General features: G+C 74.6%; 13 protein-coding genes. 9 read left to right on the top strand and 4 right to left on the bottom strand.

Going from position 1 to position 16,084, the window contains the following annotated elements; genetic code table 11:
* Positions 1 to 126: 126 nt before the first annotated feature.
* Entirely contained in the window at positions 127 to 2,040 is a 1,914-nt protein-coding gene (locus CCO04_RS27430) for a hypothetical protein (protein WP_215817354.1), read from the bottom strand.
* Positions 2,041 to 2,164: 124 nt separating this feature from the next.
* On the opposite strand from CCO04_RS27430, the gene CCO04_RS30040 reads away from it, so the two are divergent.
* Positions 2,165 to 5,005 (top strand): AAA family ATPase, encoded by a 2,841-nt coding sequence (locus CCO04_RS30040; RefSeq protein WP_215817353.1) that lies wholly within the window; start codon positions 2,165 to 2,167, stop codon positions 5,003 to 5,005.
* On the opposite strand, the gene CCO04_RS27420 is transcribed toward CCO04_RS30040, so the two are convergent.
* Positions 4,995 to 5,300 (bottom strand): hypothetical protein, encoded by a 306-nt coding sequence (locus CCO04_RS27420; RefSeq protein WP_215817352.1) that lies wholly within the window; start codon positions 5,298 to 5,300, stop codon positions 4,995 to 4,997. The two genes, CCO04_RS30040 and CCO04_RS27420, sit on opposite strands and share 11 nt — an antisense overlap.
* 125 nt (positions 5,301 to 5,425) lie before the next feature.
* Here CCO04_RS27420 and CCO04_RS27415 point away from each other — a divergent pair, with 125 nt between their 5' ends.
* Genes CCO04_RS27415 through CCO04_RS29015 form a run of 4 tightly spaced genes read left to right on the top strand, consistent with a single transcriptional unit; the run spans position 5,426 to position 9,832 of the window.
* Positions 5,426 to 6,505 (top strand): exo-alpha-sialidase, encoded by a 1,080-nt coding sequence (locus tag CCO04_RS27415; protein WP_215817351.1) that lies wholly within the window; start codon positions 5,426 to 5,428, stop codon positions 6,503 to 6,505.
* A gap of 25 nt (positions 6,506 to 6,530) precedes the next feature.
* Entirely contained in the window at positions 6,531 to 6,977 is a 447-nt protein-coding gene (locus CCO04_RS27410) for an SRPBCC family protein (RefSeq protein WP_215817350.1), read from the top strand.
* Between the two features lie 9 nt (positions 6,978 to 6,986).
* Positions 6,987 to 8,834, top strand: a complete 1,848-nt coding sequence (gene ilvD, locus CCO04_RS27405; RefSeq protein ID WP_215817349.1) for a dihydroxy-acid dehydratase — start codon at positions 6,987 to 6,989, stop codon at positions 8,832 to 8,834.
* Positions 8,835 to 8,851: 17 nt separating this feature from the next.
* Positions 8,852 to 9,832 (top strand): pyridoxamine 5'-phosphate oxidase family protein, encoded by a 981-nt coding sequence (locus CCO04_RS29015; protein ID WP_252373960.1) that lies wholly within the window; start codon positions 8,852 to 8,854, stop codon positions 9,830 to 9,832.
* A gap of 158 nt (positions 9,833 to 9,990) precedes the next feature.
* On the opposite strand, the gene CCO04_RS27395 is transcribed toward CCO04_RS29015, so the two are convergent.
* The gene (locus CCO04_RS27395) at positions 9,991 to 10,977 is read right to left on the bottom strand and encodes an SGNH/GDSL hydrolase family protein (protein ID WP_215817348.1); all 987 of its coding nucleotides are present in this window, start codon (positions 10,975 to 10,977) and stop codon (positions 9,991 to 9,993) included.
* A gap of 64 nt (positions 10,978 to 11,041) precedes the next feature.
* On the opposite strand from CCO04_RS27395, the gene CCO04_RS27390 reads away from it, so the two are divergent.
* Entirely contained in the window at positions 11,042 to 11,764 is a 723-nt protein-coding gene (locus tag CCO04_RS27390; RefSeq protein ID WP_215817347.1) for a GNAT family N-acetyltransferase, read from the top strand.
* On the opposite strand, the gene CCO04_RS27385 is transcribed toward CCO04_RS27390, so the two are convergent.
* A complete protein-coding gene (locus CCO04_RS27385; protein WP_215817346.1) occupies positions 11,761 to 12,636 on the bottom strand; it encodes a LysR family transcriptional regulator in 876 nt (291 codons plus the stop codon). The genes CCO04_RS27390 and CCO04_RS27385 overlap by 4 nt on opposite strands.
* Before the next feature lie 106 nt (positions 12,637 to 12,742).
* On the opposite strand from CCO04_RS27385, the gene surE reads away from it, so the two are divergent.
* From surE to CCO04_RS27370, 3 genes are all read left to right on the top strand, one after another.
* On the top strand, positions 12,743 to 13,792 hold the full coding sequence (gene surE / locus CCO04_RS27380) for a 5'/3'-nucleotidase SurE (protein WP_215817345.1): 1,050 nt from the start codon (positions 12,743 to 12,745) through the stop codon (positions 13,790 to 13,792).
* A gap of 32 nt (positions 13,793 to 13,824) precedes the next feature.
* Positions 13,825 to 14,640, top strand: a complete 816-nt coding sequence (locus tag CCO04_RS27375; protein ID WP_215817344.1) for a CHAD domain-containing protein — start codon at positions 13,825 to 13,827, stop codon at positions 14,638 to 14,640.
* A gap of 104 nt (positions 14,641 to 14,744) precedes the next feature.
* Positions 14,745 to 15,929 carry a hypothetical protein gene (locus CCO04_RS27370; protein ID WP_215817343.1) on the top strand — a complete coding sequence of 395 codons (1,185 nt, stop codon included), beginning with the start codon at positions 14,745 to 14,747 and terminating at the stop codon, positions 15,927 to 15,929.
* Positions 15,930 to 16,084 lie beyond the last annotated feature (155 nt).

The following is a 16,084-nucleotide window of genomic DNA, read 5'->3' as shown; positions in this document are numbered from 1 at the left end:
CCGGCGCCGAGCTGGACCGAGCAGATGCCGAGGATGACGAGACCGACCGCCACACCCAGCGGGGGGCCGTGGGTGGGGCGGTCGGTCTGCACGGGCTCACGGTAAGGGGCGGCCCGGGGTGGAGTGCTACTTGGCGACGACCACGCCGTCGATCATGATCTTGCGGCCGGTCTTGCTGACCACCTTGATCTTGAGGGTGCCGCCCTGGACGCTGCCGAAGGTGGCGATCGGGAGGACGACCTTGGCGCCCTTGCCCTTGAGGCTGATCCGGCGCACGACCTTGCCGTTCCAGATCACCGCGACCTTGCCGCCCTTGGCCGACCGGCCGGCGACGAGGGCGAGGCGCCGGGCCTGGACGCCCTTGAGCTTGAGCACCCGGCCGCGCTTCTTGGTGACCGAGAGCGTGCCGTCGTAGTGACCGGCATTGGCCGCCCGGCTCCAGCCGTGGCCGGCCAGGGCCCGGTCGTCGAGCGGGACGCTCGTGCACCGCTCGGCCGAGCGCAGGCCGAGGTTGGCGAGCTTGTCGACCGACTGCACCGCGAAGCAGTACGTCGACCCGCGGGTGCCGGAGAACTGCGTCGCCGAGCCGGTCAGGTCGTTGCCGCCGACCTGCGCGGTGCCGAGCGCCTGGGCGTTCCAGGCGGCCGAGCGGACCAGGAGGTCGGTGGTCTTGACCCCGGCCAGCGCGTCGGTCGCGGACCAGGTCACGGCGAACGACGGGGCCAGGACCTGCGGCCCGGGGCCGGTCACGGTGCCGCTCGGTCCGGCCAGGTCGAGGAAGTCGGCCTGCACGTAGGAGGACAGCCCGTTCTCGACGACACCGACGGTGACCACGTTGCCCTCGCGGTCCATGTCGGCCGCGATCGGGCCGTCGGCCGCGCCGCCCGGGTAGCCGCTGAAGAGGTGGATCGGGTTGGTCCGGTAGCGCAGCACGAGGTCGTCGTCGCCGTTGTGCGCGACGACCTGGGCGCCGCGGTCGGAGACCAGCGCGACGTGGCGCGCCTGGCTGGCGGTGTCGGGGTCGACGATGCCGGCCGGGCCGAACCCGGCGTCGGGCTTGGCGAGCGCGCCGCGCAGCAGGTAGTCGTTGCCGTCGAAGTCCGACCAGGTCGCCCAGGTCGTGCCGTTCGGGCTCACCGCGAGGCTGCGCTGGGCGGCGGAGGCGCCGGGGCCGGAGAGGATGCTCGGGGCGCCGGGCAGCCCGGTGCCGCCGACCTTGGCCACCGAGGCCCGGTAGACGCCGTCGTCCTGGCCCGCGAAGGCGACCGCGCCCCGGCCGTCGTCGGCGATGCCCACCTCGCTCTCCTGCTGCACCGAGCCGCTCCAGGCGACGGCGACCGAGGTGGACCACGAGGTGGTCGGGGTGCGGCGGGTGACCATGACGTCGCCGCCGTTGTTCGGGCTGTAGTACGACAGCAGCGCGGTGCCGGCCGGGTTCACGGCGAGCGACGGCGCGAACGCGTGGTCGTCGATCGTGGCGAACAGCGGACCGCCGCCCCGGGGCCACAGCGCGGTCTGCACCCGGTCGACGCCCTGGGTGCTGGTCGCGGTGGCGACGTGCACCCGGCCGGCGGCGTCCATGGCGACGTCGGTGGCCTGGACGCTGTCGGTCTGCACGTTGAGCGGCGTCGAGCCGTCCCAGGTGCCGTTGCCGAGGTAGCGCGTGCCGCGGACCCGCTCGTCACCGAGGATCGTCTCGCTCCAGACCACGGCGATGTCGCCCTTGTCGTTGGCCGCGACGTGGACGTCGTTGCCGTCGGTGACCGCGGTCGCGGTGACCGCCTTGGGGGAGGACCAGACGCCGTTGGTCGCGACCGCGGCATAGACCTTGTCGCCGCCGGGGACCGGGCGCACCCAGGCCGCGACGGCGTCGCCCGGGCCGGTACTGACGACGTCGACCGACTCCGGGACGTCGCCGCTGGTGCTGATGTTGCCGCTGTCGATCCCGCCGGCCGCCGTGGCGGGGGCGCCGGCCAGGCCGGCGGTCAGGGTGCCGGCGGCGAGAGCCGCGGCGGTCAGTCCGAGAAGCTGGGTGCGCATCGTGGTGCCTTTCGTGGTTCCTTGGGGTGGCACCACGCTCGCCGGGAGCGGGGGTGCCTGACATCCGCGCACACCACCGAGCCAACGCCCGGCGGCACGGAACCAAGAGATCTACGATGCCGAGGTGCGTTCCCCCCGGCTCGTGTCCCGCACTGCCGAGCGCGCGCGCCTGCACACCGCCCTCGACGGGCTGCGCGCGGGGCACGGCGGTCTCTGGGTGCTGCGCGGCGATCCCGGGGTGGGCAAGTCGCGGCTGGCCGGAGCGCTCGCCGCCGAGGCCGCGGACGCCGGGCTGGAGGTGCTCTCGGGCCGCGCCGTCCCCTCCGGTACGCCGACCCCGCTGCGCCCGCTCGGCGAGGCCCTGCTCGCGTGGCTGCGCACCCACGAGGTGCCCGACGACCGGCTGCTGGCGCCCTACCTGCCCACGCTGGCCCGGCTGGCTCCCCAGCTCGGCGCGGTCGCCCCCGACGGCGCGTCCTCGGTGATGCTGCTCGGCGAGGGCCTGCTCCGGCTCGCCCGGGCGGTCGAGGCGCCCGGGATGCTGCTGGTGATCGAGGACCTGCACTGGGCCGACCCCGAGACGCTGGCGCTGGTGGAGTACCTCGGCGACAACGCCCGGGAGGTGCCGCTGGCCGTCGTCACCACCTGCCGGCTGCACGAGTCGCCGGCGGCCAACGAGCTCGTCACCGCGCTGGAGTGGCGCCGCTCGGCCGAGCTCGTCGAGATCGCCCCGCTGGCCGACGAGGACGTCGCCGCGGTCGCGACCGCGTGCCTCGGGAGCGCGCCGCCGGCCGAGGTGGTCGCCTGGTTGCAGCGCTACAGCGCCGGCTACCCGCTGCTGGTCGAGGAGATGCTCGCCGACCTGCACGACGCCGGGGTGCTCGCGCAGGCTCCCGGCGAGGGTGCCTGGACGCTGGCCGGGCCGCTGCCGGTGCTCGTGCCGCGCCCGTTCGTGCGCTCGGTCGAGGGGCGGTTGGCCGAGGTCGGCGAGCACGCCCGCCAGGTCGCCACGGCTGCCGCGATGCTGGGCCCCGAGCTCGACTGGCGGCTGCTCGCCGCGGCGCTGGACCTGTCCGGGACCGAGGTGGCGGCGGCGCTGCACGAGCTGCGGGGCCAGCGGCTCGTCGTACCGGTGACGGCGGAGCGGTTCGCCTTCCGGCACGCGCTCACCCGCGAGGCCGTGCTGACCGGACTCCTCGCACCCGAGCGCGCCCGCCTCGCGGGGCTGCTGGCCGCGGCGCTGGCCGAGGGGGCCGAGGGCGCCGAGGACCACCTGCGCCTCGCCGAGCTGTACGAGGCGGCCGGCGACGACGAGCGCGCGGTCGCGCTGTGGCTGGCCACCGCCCGGGACGCGATCGGCCGCGGGGCCCTGGTCAGCGCCGGTGAGGCCCTGGGCCGGGCGCTGGCCCGGTGCGAGCCCGGCAGCCCGCTGGAGACCGAGGTCCGCGAGGCCGAGGTCGAGGTGCACGCCCTCGCCGGTGACGTCCCGCAGGCGCTGGCGGCCGGGGAGGTGCTGACCGCGGAGCTCGCCGGTGCGCCGGGCCGGCTGGCCGCCGTACGGCTGCGACTGGCGCGGGCGCTGCTGGCCGGGGGTCGCTGGGACGAGGCCGAGGCGATGCTCGCCGCGGCCGCGGGCCACGACCCGGCCGCGGAGGAGGTCCTCGCCGCCCGGCTCGCCCTGGGCCGCGAGGACGACGTCGCGGCCGCCGAGCGGGCCTCGGCCGCGCTCGCCGCCGTGGGGGAGGACCGCCCCGAGATCGCCTGCGAGGCGTGGGAGGTGCTCGGCCGGGCGGCCCGGGCCTGCGACTACGTCGCCGCCGAGGACGCCTTCGAGGCGGGCTTCCGGCTCGCCGACGCCCACGACCTGGCGCTGTGGCGCTGCCGCCTGCTCGCGGCGCTCGGCTCGCTCGACCTCGCCGCGCGCCGGCCGGTCGAGGACCGGCTCGTGGCGGCCCGGCGGGCCGCGCTCGACGCGGGTGCCATCGCGACCGCGGCCCGGATCGAGATCGAGCTCAACCTGGTCCGGATCCGCTACCTCGACCTCGACGAGGCGATGGCGGCGGTCGACAACGCGATCACGATGATGACCCGGCTGCGGCTGCCGGACCTCGCCACGGCGTACCTGCTACGGGCGGCGACGCACGGCCTGGCCGCGCGCACCGACGCGATGGAGGCCGACGTCGCCGTGGCGCTCGGTCTGCCGATGGACGAGGGGGTGCGCGCGGTCGGGGTCCCGGGCCACATCCGCTCGTTCGTCGCCCTCGCCCATGCCCGGTACGACGAGGCGCGGGCCCAGCTCGGCCTCGCGATGACCCACCACCGGCGCTCGCCGAGCATGCCGTTCTCGCTGCGCGGGTTCTGGGCGCTGCTGGAGACCGCCCTCACCGGTGACGGTGCCGCCGCCCGCGAGGAGGTCCGCACCGGCCCGCAGGCCAACAGCCCGCACAACTGGTTCGCGCTCCGGTACGCCGACGCGATCGCGCTCGGCCGGTCCGGGGACGCGGCCGAGGCGGAGCGGGTCTTCGCCGACGCCGAGTGGGGACTGCCCGGCCGCGAGCCCTGGCCCGAGCTCCACGCCCGGTTCCTCGTCGCCGTGGCCGCCGCCCGCGACGGTTGGGGGACGCCGGAGGCGTGGTTCCGCCACGTGCTCGACGGCCTGGTCGGCTACGGCCTGACCGAGGCGGCGTCGGCCTGCCGGGTGGCGATGCGCGAGGCCGGCTTCGCGGTGCCGCGCAAGTCCGCCGGTGCGGAGCGGCTCCCGCCCCACCTGCAGCGGCTCGGCGTCACCGCCCGCGAGCGCGACGTCCTCGTGCTGGTCGCCGAGGGGCTGCAGAACAAGCAGATCGCCGACCGGCTCTACCTCTCCGTGCGCACCGTCGAGACCCACGTCGCCCGGCTCCTCCAGCGCACCGGCGCCGCCGAGCGCGGCGAGCTGGCCGCGCACCTGGTGCCCCCTACGGCGTGACGCTCGGCCGGACGGCCAGACCCAGGTCCGCGACCGGCTCCAGCCGCTCGCACCACCACGAGCGGGCCCGGTCGCGGGTGCCGGGCCGCAGCGCCGCCTCGAGCTCGGGGACGGCGTCGGTGCCGTCGAGGTCGAGCACCACCGTGCAGCGGTCGTGCTCCGGGCTCAGCAGCCAGCGGCTGGTGACGAACCCCGGCAGCCGGCGCAGCCACGGCGCGACCTCGCCGCGCAGCCGGCCCAGCACCTCGTCGCTGCGGTCGGGGACCAGCACCAGGGTGACCAGCAGCGTCGTCATGGCGCCAGCGTGGGGGAGGCGCGGCCGGCGTACATCCGTGGTCGCCACGGATTCAACGTCCGGGCGATGACTTTTGCCCGCCCCCGGGGTCACAGTGGACAAGGCACCCCGGACGAGGAGGAACCATGACCACGATCCTGATGGTGGGCACCCGCAAGGGCCTGTGGGTCGGTACGTCGGCCGACCGGGTGGACTGGACGTTCACCGGGCCGCACCACGACATGGAGGAGGTCTACTCCTGCCTCGTCGACACCCGCGGCGCCACGCCCCGGCTGTTCGCGGGCGCCTCGTCGAGCTGGCTCGGGCCGCAGCTGCGCTGGTCCGACGACCTCGGCGCGACCTGGCAGGAGACCCCCAACGGCGCGATCCGCTTCCCCGAGGGCGCCGGGGCGACCGTGGAGCGGATCTGGCAGCTTGTGCCGGGGGTCGGCGAGGGCGTGCTCCACGCCGGCACCGAGCCGGGCGCGGTCTTCACCTCGACCGACGGCGGCGCGTCGTTCCGGCTCGAGGAGGGCCTCTGGAACCACCCGCACCGCCCCGAGTGGGACGCCGGCTTCGGCGGCCAGGCCTTCCACACCGTGCTCCCGCACCCCACCGACGGGCGCTCGCTCACCGCGGCGCTCTCGACCGGCGGGGTCTACCAGACGCGCGACGGCGGGCAGTCCTGGGCGCCGCGCAACCACGGCATCCGTGCGGACTTCCTGCCCGAGGACCAGCGCTACCCGGAGTTCGGCCAGTGCGTGCACAAGGTCACCCGGCACCCCTCGCGCCCCGAGCGGCTCTACGCCCAGAACCACGGCGGCGTCTACCGCTCCGACGACGAGGGCGGCTCGTGGACCTCGATCGGCGACAGCCTGCCCAGCGACTTCGGCTTCCCGATCGTCGTGCACCCCCACCGGCCCGACACCGTGTGGGTCTTCCCGCTCGGCGGCGGCGACCGCCGCTACCCGCCCGAGGCGCAGCCCCGGGTCTGGCGCTCCGACGACGCCGGAGAGACCTGGACCGCCTACGGCACCGGCCTGCCCGACGCCTTCTACGTCGGGGTCATGCGCGACGCGATGTGCGCCGACAGCCACGACCCGGCCGGGCTCTACCTCGGCGCCCGCAACGGCTCGGTCTGGGCCTCCGCGGACGACGGCGAGACCTGGCGCCAGATCGCGGCCGACCTGCCCGACGTCATGTCGGTCAAGGTCGGTGTCGCGTAGCACCCGGCGGTCCTAGGCTGCCGTCATGCCCGCTTTCGCGCAGACCCACGAGACGACGATCGCCGCGCCGGCCGCGACCGTCCACGCGCTCGTCGACGACTTCCACGAGTGGATCAAGTGGTCCCCCTGGGAGGGCCTCGACCCCGACCTGCGCCGCACGTACGACGGCGCGGGCGTCGGGGCGTCGTACGCCTGGGAGGGGAACAAGAAGGCCGGCGAGGGCCGGATGACGTTCACCTCGATCACGCCCCAGCAGGTCGTCGTCGACCTCGAGTTCCTCAAGCCGTTCAAGGCGCAGAACGTGGTGACCTTCGACCTCACCCCCGCCGGTGACGGCACCCACGTGGCATGGACGATGAGCGGTCAGCGCAACCTCGCCTTCGCGATCATGGGCCGGCTGTTCTTCGACAAGGCGATCGCCAAGGATTTCACCAGGGGACTCGCGTCCTTGAAGGCTGCGGCCGAGGCGTAGCCTTGGACCATGCCCACCCTCCGCTCAGCGACGTCCACCTCGGGCCGCAACATGGCCGGCGCGCGTGCCCTCTGGCGCGCCACCGGCATGACCGACTCGGACTTCGGCAAGCCGATCATCGCCATCGCCAACTCGTTCACCGAGTTCGTTCCCGGTCACGTCCACCTTCGTGACCTCGGCAAGATCGTCGCGGAGTCGGTCGTAGCGTCCGGCGGCGTCGCCAAGGAGTTCAACACGATCGCCGTCGACGACGGCATCGCGATGGGCCACGGCGGCATGCTCTACTCGCTGCCCAGCCGCGAGCTGATCGCGGACGCCGTGGAGTACATGGTCCAGGCCCACTGCGCCGACGCCATCGTGTGCATCTCCAACTGCGACAAGATCACCCCCGGCATGCTGCTCGCCGCGCTGCGGCTCAACATCCCGGTCGTGTTCGTCTCCGGCGGCCCGATGGAGGCCGGCAAGACGACGGCGATCGAGGGCATCGTGCACAGCAAGCTCGACCTGGTCGACGCGATGTCGGCCTCGGCCAACGACGCGGTCACCGACGAGCAGCTCGACACCATCGAGCGCTCCGCGTGCCCGACCTGCGGCTCGTGCTCGGGCATGTTCACCGCCAACTCGATGAACTGCCTCACCGAGGCGATCGGCCTGTCCCTGCCCGGCAACGGCTCGACGCTGGCCACGCACGCCAAGCGCCGCGCGCTGTTCGAGGAGGCCGGCCGGGTCGTCATGGACCTGTGCCGCGCCTACTACGAGAACGACGACGAGTCGGTGCTGCCGCGCAACATCGCCAGCCGCGAGGCGTTCGAGAACGCGGTCGCGCTCGACGTCGCGATGGGCGGCTCGACCAACACCGTGCTGCACCTGCTGGCCGCGGCCCGCGAGGCCGAGCTCGACTTCGACGTGCACCACATCGACGCGATCTCGCGCCGGGTGCCGTGCCTGTCCAAGGTCGCCCCCAACTCGCCGAAGTTCCACATGGAGGACGTCCACCGGGCCGGCGGCATCCCCGCCCTGCTCGGTGAGCTGCGCCGCGGCGGCGCGCTCCACGAGAACGTCCACTCGGTCCACTCCGCCGACCTCGACTCGTGGCTCGGCGCCTGGGACATCCGGGGCGAGAACCCGTCGGCCGAGGCGCTCGAGCTGTTCCAGGCCGCGCCGGGCGGCGTCCGCACGACCGAGCCGTTCTCGACCGAGAACCGCTGGGGCGAGCTCGACACCGACGCCGCCGAGGGCTGCATCCGCGACTTCGAGCACGCCTACAGCGCCGACGGCGGCCTGGCGATCCTGACCGGCAACATCGCCGTCGACGGCTGCGTGGTCAAGACCGCCGGCGTCGCCGAGGAGGCGCTGGTCTTCCACGGGACGGCGATCGTCTTCGAGTCCCAGGACGCCGCGGTCGAGGGCATCCTCGGCAAGAAGGTCGAGGCCGGCCACGTCGTGGTGATCCGCTACGAGGGTCCCAAGGGCGGGCCGGGCATGCAGGAGATGCTCTACCCGACCGCCTTCCTCAAGGGCCGTGGCCTGGGCGCGAAGTGCGCGCTGATCACCGACGGCCGCTTCTCCGGCGGCACGAGCGGGCTCTCCATCGGGCACGTCTCGCCCGAGGCGGCCGGCGGCGGGCTGATCGCGCTCATCGAGGACGGCGACCCGATCTCGATCGACATCCCGAACCGCACGATCCACCTCGACGTCGACGATCACACGCTGTTCGAGCGCAAGATCCTCCAGGAGAAGCGCGACAAGCCCTACACCCCGCTCGACCGGGAGCGCCCGGTCTCGGCGGCCCTGCGGGCCTACGCGTCGATGGCCACTGCGGCCTCCGACGGCGCCTACCGCCGCGTCCCGGACTGATCGGGAGGGCCGGGCGGATGGGCAAGGTCCACGCACGCGTCGACGGGCGCCTGCGCGCGTTCGTCGAGCGCCAGCAGGTGTTCTTCGTCGGTACCGCGCCGCTGTCCGGTGAGGGGCACGTCAACGTCTCGCCGCGCGGCATCCCGGGCACGTTCGGCCTGCTCGACGAGCGGACCTTCGCCTGGGTCGACACCTCGGGCAGCGGCAGCGAGACCATCGCCCACGTGCGCGAGAACGGCCGCATCGTGGTGATGTTCTGCGCCTTCGACGGCGCCCCGAACATCGTCCGCTTCCACGGCCGCGGCCGCGTGGTGACCCGCTACGACGAGGCCTACGCCGAGCTCGCCGGGCACTTCGAGGACGTACCGGGGGCGCGGGCGGTGATCGTCGTCGACATCGAGCGGATCTCCGACGCCTGCGGCTACGGCGTCCCGCTGATGGACTACGTCGGCGAGCGCGACCTGCTGCCGCGCTACTTCGGCCGCAAGGGCGTCGAGGGCTCCGCCGACTACCGGCGCCGCAAGAACCGCACGAGCATCGACGGCCTGCCCGCCTTCGACTTCGACCCGCTCGACGAGTGGACCACCCTGGCCGGCCTGGGCCGGATCCGGGTGCGCCTGGGCGAGCAGATCGAGGGCTGGCAGCAGCCGGCCGGCTACGGCCTCGCGCTCGACGGCGAGCCCGGCTACGTCAACGCCCCCGGCGGCATGCACGGCCTGCCGGCCGTCGTCCTGGCGACGGTGCTCAAGCACGACGGCACCACCGCCACCCTCGACGTGACGCCCCAGCAGCTCGACGAGGCGATCACCGCGCTCTCCCCGGCCGAGGCCTGCACCGAGGTCGACCACCCGAACCTGTGGGCCTGGCAGGCGCTGCGCGAGCGGTTGCGCGCCCAGGACGGCCGGGGCCGGCTGAGCGCCGTGTTCGTGCGCGACGTGGCCGACCCGGTCTCGTCCGAGGACGACGCCGCCCTGCGGGCCGCCTGGGACGCCTCCTAGGGCGCGTCTCTCAAGCCCCCGCCTGCTGCGCGGTGTTTGCGACTCGATCTGGCGGCGTTGTCGCAGACTCGACGGGCCTCCGGCCCGCCTTCGCTGCTCCGCCTTGCCAGATCGGCCGCAAACCCCGCTCGCGACGGCGCGGACTTGAGAGACGCTCCCTAGCGGCTGCGCACCACCCGCAGCACCGACGCCGCCTGCGCCCGCGCCCCGGCGGCGTTGGGGTGCGCCGGTACGGCGACCGCGAGGTCGTTGACGGAGACCACGCCGAGCCCCTCGACGTAGCGGGTCCGGGGGCCGGTGCAGACGCCGTGCCCGCGGCTGAGCGGGTGGGTGTCGACGAGCTCGGCGCCGCCGCGGCGCGCGGCCCGGGCGAGCATCGCGTTGAGCTTGACGAAGACGCCGTGCAGGTAGGCCATGTCGGGATTCGTGATCGGCACGATCGGCCAGCACCCCTTGGCCGGGATCGCGTCGAGGTAGTTGACGAGCAGCACCCGCGCCCGCGGCGAGCGCCGGTGGATCTCCTGGAGCGCCCGCACGACCTTGATCTCGGAGCGGGCGACGTTCTGGGCCAGCCGGTCCACCCCACCCTTGGTGAAGCGCTCCTTGCAGCCGCCCAGCGGCAGCTGACCCACGTCGATCAGGGGCAGCACGTCGGGCAGCGGGAGCCGGGGGAGCGGGACGCCGACCGGCAGCGCCGAGATGCACGACATCGCGCCGCTCGCGACGCCGGCGTCGTTGCCCCCGATGCCGACGGTGACCAGGTCCGTCGTCCTCGTGAGCCGGTCGAATTGGGGCCGGTTGACCCCGCCGAGCGGCAGCTTCTGGGGCTGGGTGAAGTGGTCGGTGGTCGCCGAGCCGCAGGTGGCGTCGCGGAACCTCGTCACGCCCAGCTGCTTCGCGACGAGCTTGGGGTAGTCGCGGTGCGACTGCGCGCAGTCGATCGGCACGTGGGTCCGGTCCGGCAGCCCGTCCTTGTCGAAGAACACGACGTCGGCCGACCACGAGTCGCCGAGCGCGACGTACTCGCGGTAGCGCGGCGGCGCCGCCGCCCCGGCGCTCGGCGAGGGGGCCGTCACCGCCACGGCGAGCGCGGGGGCGGCGAGGGCGAGGAGGCTCGCGACGACGGACGTACGACGGAGGCGCATGTCCTGCTCAACGAGCGGAGGTGACGCCGGTCACAGTCGACCGGCCGCGTGCTAGAACGGGCGGGTGCCCGAGACCAACCCCCACGGTCAGCAGGTCGGCGCCGTCGTGCCCGGCTGGACCCCGCGCCCGGCCCCGCAGGGCGTGCGGCTCGTGGGCCGCTACGTCACCGTCGAGCCCCTCGCCGACGCGCACGCCCCCGCGCTCCACGCGGCGCTGTGCGCCCCCGAGGACGCCCCGCTGTGGACCTACCGCCCCCAGGACGCCCCGGCGACCGTCGCGGCCATGCGCGAGCTCGTCGCGGCCCACGTCGCCGCCGTCGAGGCGGCCCCGCCGATGCTGACCTGGGCGCTGGTCCCGGCCGGCCGCGGCGCCGAGGGCATCGCGTCGTACATGAGGATCGAGCCGGGCCACGGCCAGGTCGAGGTGGCCGGCGTCCTCTACGCCCGCACGCTCCAGCGCACGCCCGCGGCGACCGAGGCGATCCACCTGCTGCTGCGCTACGCGTTCGACGAGCTCGGCTACCGCCGCTTCGAGTGGAAGTGCGACAGCCTCAACGAGCCCTCGCGGCGGGCGGCGGCGCGGCTGGGGTTCCGCTACGAGGGGCGGTTCCGCAACCACATGGTCACCAAGGGCCGCAACCGCGACACCGACTGGTTCTCGATCACCGACACCGAGTGGCCCGCCGTACGGGCGGCGCACGAGCGGTGGCTCGACCCGGCCAACTTCGCCCCCGACGGCACCCAGCGCACGTCGTTGAGCGCGCTCACCGTGCGGGACCGGGCCTAGCCCGACAGCAGCCCGCCCACCCGCCGCAGCACCTCCAGCAGGTGCCGCGGCAGCGGCGTCTCGTCGTCCGCCCGGTGCAGCGCGGTCAGCGTCCGGTGGATCGGCGGGTCGAAGCCGCGGGCCACGACGCCCGGGAGCGGTACGCGCGGGGTCTCGACGCTGTGCCACAGGCAGGAGGCGATGCCGTGGGTGACGGCGGCGAGCCAGGCGTGGCGCTCGTCGGTCTCGACGGCGACCTCGGGGGTGATGCCGCAGCCGGCGAAGAAGGCGTCGAGGGTGGCGCGGCGGGCGCTGCCGGCGGTGGGGAGGACGAGGGGGACGCGGCCGAGGTCGGCCAGGGTGACCCGGTCGGGCAGGTCGGTGGCGGCGGGGGAGTAGAGGCGGACCTCCGCCCGCCCGATCGGTACGGCGACGAGGTCGCTCGTCACGGCGCTGTCGCACAGCCCGAGGTCCGCACGCCCCGAGGCGACCAGGTCGGCGACCTCGGGGGAGCCGCTGCCGCCGAGCAGGCGGGTGTGGACGGCGACGCCGTGCTCGCGCAGCCCGGCCAGGATCGGGATGGCCAGGGCCGCCTGGAGGGTCGGTGAGGCGGCGATGACGAGCGGCGCGGACGCCGGGGTCGCGGCGGCGGTGGTGCGCAGGGTGGCGATGCTGGTGAGGACCGCGCGCGCCCGTCGTACGAAGGTCTCGCCGGCGGGGGTCAGCGCGATGCCGCGCCCGTCGCGGGCGAAGAGGGTCAGGTCCAGCTCGCGCTCCAGCTGGCGCACCGCGCGGCTCAGCGCCGGCTGCGCGACGAACAGCGCGGCGGCGGCCGCGGTCATGCTGCCGTGCTCGGCGGTCGCGACCACGTAGCGCAGCTGCTGGATGTTCATCGCGCCTCCCATGCCGAACGGGTCTTGGACGCCGTTCCCGGTGGCTCCGAATCTAGAACCTGTTCCTGCTCCGGCACGACATCCCGACACCCTCCGAGGAGAAGTCATGCGTCCTGTCCCGCTCGCCGCCCGTCTCGCCGTGGTCGGCACCGCGCTGGCCGCGGCCGTCGCCGCCACCGTCAGCGGCTCGTCCGCCGCCCCGGCCCCCGACCGCCCCGCCGCGGCCCCCGCCAAGCCCCTCGCCGGGCTCAAGGTGCTGATGACCAACGACGACAGCGCCCAGGGCCGCGATGCCGGCTTCGGCACCGACGGCAAGGGCCTCTACGAGCTGCGCCGGGCGCTCTGCTCGGCCGGCGCCGACGTCCTCGTCGTCGCGCCCTGGTCCCAGCAGAGCGGCGCCGGCGCCCGGATGACGCCGCCCGGCTTCAACCCGGTCTCGTTCACCGTCCAGGCGGTCACCCCGCCCGCGGCGTACGCCGGCGACTGCGCCACCGGCTCGACCGGGGGCGCCGTCTTCGGGGTCTGCATCGCCGCCGCCCCCTGCGCCTCCGGTACGCCGACCGCCTCGCCCGCCGACACCGTCAACGTCGCGCTGAGCCGGTTCGCCGCCACCTACTGGTCCGGCGGCCCCGATCTCGTCGTGTCCGGCACCAACTTCGGCCAGAACATCGGCGCCACCCTCAACCACTCCGGCACCGTCGGCGCCGCCGTCACCGCCCACGAGTACGGCGTCCCGGCGATCGCGTTCAGCGCCGAGGTCCCGCGCGACCTGGCCCAGATCCCGAACGTGCCGTTCGCCGCGACCGCCGACTTCGGCGTCCGCCTCATCACCGCCCTGCGCCAGCGCCGGGCCCTCGACCGCGGCCTGGTGCTCAACGTGAACCACCCGTTCGTCGGCGCCGGGGAGAAGCTCGGCCGCCCGGTCCTCACCGACGTCGGCGTCAGCAGCGACCTCGGGCTCACCTTCCTCGACGAGGTCCCGCGCACCGGTGGCACCTACCGCCTCGTCCCGGGCGCTCCGGCCACCGAGACCCGGCGCAACGCCGACACCACCGCGCTGGCCCAGAACAAGATCCCGATCAGCTCGCTGGACGGCGACTGGGGCCGGACCACCGGGCGCGGCAAGGTCGCCGGGGTGATCGCGCAGCTGCGCTGAGACCCGGCCGCGGCGTCCGTCACGGTGGGACGATGGGAGGCGTGACGGACGCCTCGGCTGCGGAGCTCCTCGCCGGAGCGGTCGGCGACCTCGTCGCCGACCTCCGCCGGCTGCGCGCCCCCGCCCTGGCCGACGAGCCGGACGCGGTGCACCAGCTCCGCACCACCGTGCGCCGGCTGCGCAACCTGCTGGCCGGCTTCCGGCGGTGCTTCCGCCGGGGGCCGGCCGACGAGCTCCGGACCCGCCTCGCGGCGTACGGGGCGCTGCTGGGGGAGGGCCGCGACCTGGAGGTCCGTGCCGACGACTGCCGCCGGGTGCTCGCCGAGCTCGGCCGCGACGACCTCGTCGACACCCTCGTCGCCCCGCTGCTCGCCGGCCACACCACCGAGCACGCCCGCCTCGTCGCCTGGCACGACTCCGACGAGGCCGCGGCGCTCGACGCCCTGCTCGACCGCTGGGCCACCCGGCTCCCGCTCCACCGCGAGCGCGCGGCCCGCCCGGCGCGGTCGACCGCGCGCCACGCCGTACGGCGGGAGGTCGGGCGGGTGCTCGACCGCGCCGAGGCCGCCGGCGAGACCTCCCACGAGGTCCGCAAGGCCGCCCGCCGGCTGCGCCACGTGGCCGAGGTCGCCGGCGACGACCGCGCCGCGCTCCTCGGCAAGGAGATCCAGGGCCGCCTCGGCGACCACCGCGACGCGGTGCTCCTCGCTGCGTACCTGTGGTCGGCCGGGGCGCCGGCGCTCGTCGTCGCGCACGTCGAGGCCCAGGCCAGCCGGGCGCTCGAGGACCTTCCGGACGCTCTCCGGCGCCTCCGCGCCGCTCCGGGCCGGACGGGCGTACGTCGTTGAGGTGAGCGCCACCGGTACTCGTTGACCTGTCCGCTGGGGAGGCCGGAGGCTCGTTCCAGATGCCCGGCGCCGGACGCCGGGGCGAGGGTTCGAGGAGCGTTGGCATGAGGATCTCCCGCGGTGTCCGCAGGCTGCTGACGGGCGTGCTGGCAACGACGGCTGCGGCACTGGCATTGGCCGTCGCGCCGGCACCTGCTGCCCACGCCACGGGCTACACCCCGATCGGTGGGCCGGGGATCAACCTGATCGGCTCCAGCATCGCTTTCACCAACATCTACGCAGCCCAGACGTTCACCTGCGCCACCGACAACCACGGTGGCGTCGTCGTCAGCCCCGGATCACCACGTGCCTACGGAAGCCCTGCCGCGACCTTGACCACGATGACGTCCAGCGGGTGCTCGAACCCCTGGTGGGGGGCGACGACGTTGACGCCGATCGGGTCGTGGGACCTTGCCCTCACCGGCCCTCCCGCCGCAGGGGGCACGACCTCGTGGCCCGCGCGCATCAGCAACGTGGCGATGACGGTCGGCATCGGGACGTGCACCTTCCGGATCCAGGGCGAGATCAAGGGCCGGTTCGACACAGCCACCCAGCGGTTCACGCCCATCACCGGAGAGTCCGGACTGGCCATCCCGACGAGCGGGCCGGGTGTGCCGACGGGTCCCATATGCGTCACGTTGGACATCCAGCCGGGGGATCCCTACGCCGTGGGTGGCTACTGGACCAACTACCCGCCGTCCGGGAGCACCGGGCTGACGGCCGCGGCGGCGTACACCGCCACCGGCACGAGCCTCGCGCTGACCGGGACCAACGTGAGCCTGCACGACCTCCCGGCCAACCAGCACCTGACCACCTGCCCCACGTTCACCCTCGACGGCACCGTGGACGCCAGTGGTGCTCCGCGCACCTACGGCACGGCGGCCGCGACCCTCGCCAGCATCGCCGCGAGCGGGTGCACGGGGTCGGCCACCCTCGCCCCCGCGGGGACCTGGTCCCTGGTGGCGACCGGCGCGCCGGACGCGACCGGTCAGCTCTGGCCCGCGCGGGTGACGAACGTGACCCTGGCGCTCGACCGTCCCGGATGGTGCTCGTTCACCGTCGCCGGATCGGTCAACGGCACCTTCGACGAGACCACCCAGCGCTTCACCCCGGTGGCGGGAGCGACCGGGCTGAGCATCGTCGACGTCCCCGCCGGGCCGATGTGCGCCACGCTGGGCATCGCGAGCGGACACCCCGTCGGCGTCGGCGGGTTCTGGACCAGCACCGGCCCGGCCCTCGACCTGTCCTAGGGCTTTCGTGCCGCCTGGAATCTGAGACCGGCGTCTTGCCATCTGGGACGCCGCGGTACGTTTTCGACGGCACGACGTACGACGGCGTACGGTGGTCTCATGCATGACCTGCTTCTCGTACGCTCCGGACGCGCCGGCTGAGGCTGACCCTCGTC

This window comes from Pimelobacter sp. 30-1 (genome assembly GCF_018831735.1).
In the GTDB taxonomy this organism is placed as follows: Bacteria; Actinomycetota; Actinomycetes; order Propionibacteriales; family Nocardioidaceae; genus Nocardioides.
Note: the sequence above shows the minus strand (reverse complement) of the source record. Positions and strands in the feature narration are given on the sequence as shown.